Below are 3,026 nucleotides of genomic sequence, written 5' to 3'. Positions count from 1 at the left end.
TAATCTCTGACTCGTAAAGCTTTCTAGCTTTGCTGATTCGTTGTGTACTATTTTCGCGATAGCGTTCGATGCTTGCTCCGTTTTCTTCTGAAAAGCTTCGACTTGCTTTAAAACTTTGCTCATAAATATCTCCTGTTAGCCTGGTATTTTTTGAGTCTCCAGGAATGCGAATGGAAATGAATTTTTCTGTATCTCTGACAACTGGAAAACCGTTATCATTCAGTGTATTAACAATGTCGTCCCGATTTTTAATGCCCCCAACAGCTATTAAATTCACTAAAGAGTCGGTTAAGGTTTCTCTAATTTTTTTTCTGTCAACGTCAAGAAGAGTACGGGGGCGAGGAAAGTCGCTAGAGTAGCTCAGTGGTCTAGTTTTGGCGGGGTCGTTTGGGTCTGATAATTCATGCTTACAATTCATGTAAGTTTGAAAAGCATCGTTTCTAACTCGATCAACTGGGTCATAGTAGGGCTGTAAACGTTTGCCCGTTGTTAATTCGATATTTGGAATAACAAAATTAAGCTCTAATCTGCCCTTATCTCTATGCTCAACCCATAAGATATCGTATTGATTAGCATCTAAACCCGCTAACAAATGACGCTCTAGCTCGTTCATAAGCTCTTGTTTTTTACTGTCGGGTAAATCAGATTCTTCAAACGTAAGTACGCCACTCGTATACTTTTTAGCAAAATGTAACGAGTCGATTAGCTCCCTTGTTTGTTCAGGGTCGCCGCGCAAAACACTGGCAAGTTCACGATTTCTATCTTTGCCGAGCAAGTAATCTACAGGGCCAGAGCCTCCACCTTTCCCTCTATTATGAAATTTTACTAGCATGATCATCCCTCAATTTTTTTAAGAACGTCTCAATTGCGTCAAGTCTGACGAGCACTTCAAGCGCATCGGTAGGTTCTAATTTTGAATTACATTGCCGTGCAATTTGATTAACGTTATTACCCAGAGCAGCTAATTGACGAAGCAAAAGCGGATCAACCGGCGGCGGTGGATTTCTGCGTTTTGCTTTTTTATTCAAACAAGTTTCACGCATCCAAGTAGCAAGTTCGCTACATTGTTTTGTCTGTTGTAGTTGTTCAAATTCAGAATCAAGCAATCTGATTTTTACTGATTTAGTTCTCTTTTCTTTCATAAAAATGCCTGCGTTTTTATATGTGTTTTCGGGGGATTTAGGGGTCTCCCCTAACCAGTCACAGTGAACCAAGCAAACGAAGTTTGTGCGGGGTCGCTGTGTATACTGGCTAAAGACGTGTTCAAAATATGGATAACGCGTCTTTTTGTTTAACTTATTTTATCACACGATTAAAAAAAGAACGGAAAGAGATTTTTTAAATTTGAGTGGGAGAGGATCAACTGATATGGCTTGTTTAGTGCTACATTGAAAAGACAGAGACTAAAACTACTTTGTAGTTTTCCACCTATGGTGGATCAACTGATATGGCTTGTTTAGTCTCACGCAAAAAAAAGGACTATAAAGCCCCTGTTTTTTTACGTCTAAAGTATGTTGCTCTTGATATGTTTAAATCAAGCCAAGGCTCTCCAAGTGACGTTCTACCGCCACCACGACTGACTAAGCCACCCTTGCGACCTCGCTCAGCTTGTCGAGCACAAAAAGCCGCATAGTCACCCTGATTGAATGTTTTATTGAATGTGTACTGTGCTACTGATTTTGCTATTGATTCAACTTCGCTGAGTTGCATCGGATTTTTATACGTGTTGTAACTAATCGCTTTGATTAAAACTTTGTTGAAAAAGTCGCTATAACTTATTTCACTTGTATCTTGCTTGTATGCCCATCTTCTTAAATCGTCAAAAACTTCTCTGTTCCGTCCAGTTCCTTGAACTTCGCGATTACCTGCTCTAATCCGCTTTTGATTTAAATTAACGACTTCTGCAAGCTCATTCAGTGTGTGCTCTCTGTCGTGTCTCCAATCAGTGTCTGAGAAGGGGTATAACGGATTTCTGCTGATGTATCGTGCAAAATGATTATCACAGTCGTATTTTTCGTCATACGCTCGCTCTATAGCTTTTAAAAACAAATTCGGCTTGTTGAACTTAGATTTATTTTGAACGTGAACTGGATCGCGTAAAAGCCAAAAAGCTTGGTGATTTAAATTGGCGGGGTTGTATATAATAAAATTTGGCTCTATATCGTAGTGATTATAGAATTTTGGTTCTTTGCCGTTTTTTACGTCATAATCAACGATAAGAAAATGCCGATCATTTTTATGTAAGCACAATCTTTCATATTCTATAGCTCTTGATTTTGGCATCCATATTGCTGGCTTGTTTTTCTCTGGTAGCACATGAATAAAGTCAGGTAGCGTTGATTTTACTTTTTTTAATAATGACATATCTCACCCAAAAACTTTGGGGGATATAGTTGAAATGTTCTGCTTTTTAGCATAATATTAATCCCGTATTTGAAGAAGAAAACCTCATAGGATTGCACTCCAATAATTGAGGTTTTTTTTCGCCTGAATTTTGGCGACTGGCTTTAGTTTACTCTTTTAGTTTTTAAATTCAATAACGCTCTAAAAAGCATTCTAAGACGTTTTAACGAATTAATTAGAATCTATGTCTAAAGCTTGGTTCACTTTCGACACGTTGCTCTCTATGAAGTCTATTAAGCTTGATAGCTGCGTTTCCATATTGCTCAAACGTTTCTCCGATTCTATCAAGTGCTCTTGATATTTGATCGCTTGTTCCTCTAATTCGATACTTTGCTTTTTGTTCAACTTCTCTAAAGTCGCTATCGTGTGCGTCAATTGTTTTTGAATCTCGTTCATACTGATTTAGCCTATCATTAATTTGATTATTTGAAATTTCAAGCCCAGTGCTAGTAACCCGATTACCATTGATATGCCTAAAATCACCCCGATACTGAAGATCAGCATTGTTTTGCTCTGTGACTTCTTTAATGCTGTTTCGTACTGTTTCGAGTGCGTTGTTAACTGATTTAATACTTCCGAACTCTGTTTGTTTATAGCGTTCTCGATTGTATTTTTGCTTTTTT

General features: G+C 38.0%; 4 protein-coding genes. All 4 read right to left on the bottom strand.

All coding sequences use genetic code 11. The features are described 5' to 3' along the window. Positions 1 to 832: relaxase/mobilization nuclease domain-containing protein (locus GQR55_RS19760; protein WP_166421937.1), on the bottom strand; the 832-nt coding region annotated here is incomplete at its 3' end. Continuing rightward, the gene (locus GQR55_RS19755; RefSeq protein WP_166421936.1) at positions 813 to 1,142 is read right to left on the bottom strand and encodes a MobC family plasmid mobilization relaxosome protein; all 330 of its coding nucleotides are present in this window, start codon (positions 1,140 to 1,142) and stop codon (positions 813 to 815) included. The genes GQR55_RS19755 and GQR55_RS19760, both read right to left, overlap by 20 nt. A 337-nt stretch (positions 1,143 to 1,479) precedes the next feature. Then, a complete protein-coding gene (locus GQR55_RS19750; RefSeq protein WP_166421935.1) occupies positions 1,480 to 2,364 on the bottom strand; it encodes a replication initiation protein in 885 nt (294 codons plus the stop codon). Between the two features lie 214 nt (positions 2,365 to 2,578). Further along, positions 2,579 to 3,026, bottom strand: a 448-nt coding sequence (locus GQR55_RS19745; RefSeq protein ID WP_166421934.1) for a hypothetical protein, incomplete at its 5' end; no start/stop codon positions are given.

Origin of the sequence: Pseudoalteromonas sp. Z1A8 (genome assembly GCF_011378855.1) — a bacterium.
Taxonomy (GTDB): Bacteria; Pseudomonadota; Gammaproteobacteria; order Enterobacterales; family Alteromonadaceae; genus Pseudoalteromonas.
This window is presented reverse-complemented; position numbering and strand designations above follow the sequence as displayed.

What these genes read in the sequence shown, in the direction of transcription:
- GQR55_RS19755 (WP_166421936.1), bottom strand. Translation starts at nt 1,142, where the DNA reads ATGAAAGAAAAGAGAACTAAATCAGTAAAAATCAGATTGCTTGATTCT.
- GQR55_RS19750 (WP_166421935.1), bottom strand. Translation starts at nt 2,364, where the DNA reads ATGTCATTATTAAAAAAAGTAAAATCAACGCTACCTGACTTTATTCAT.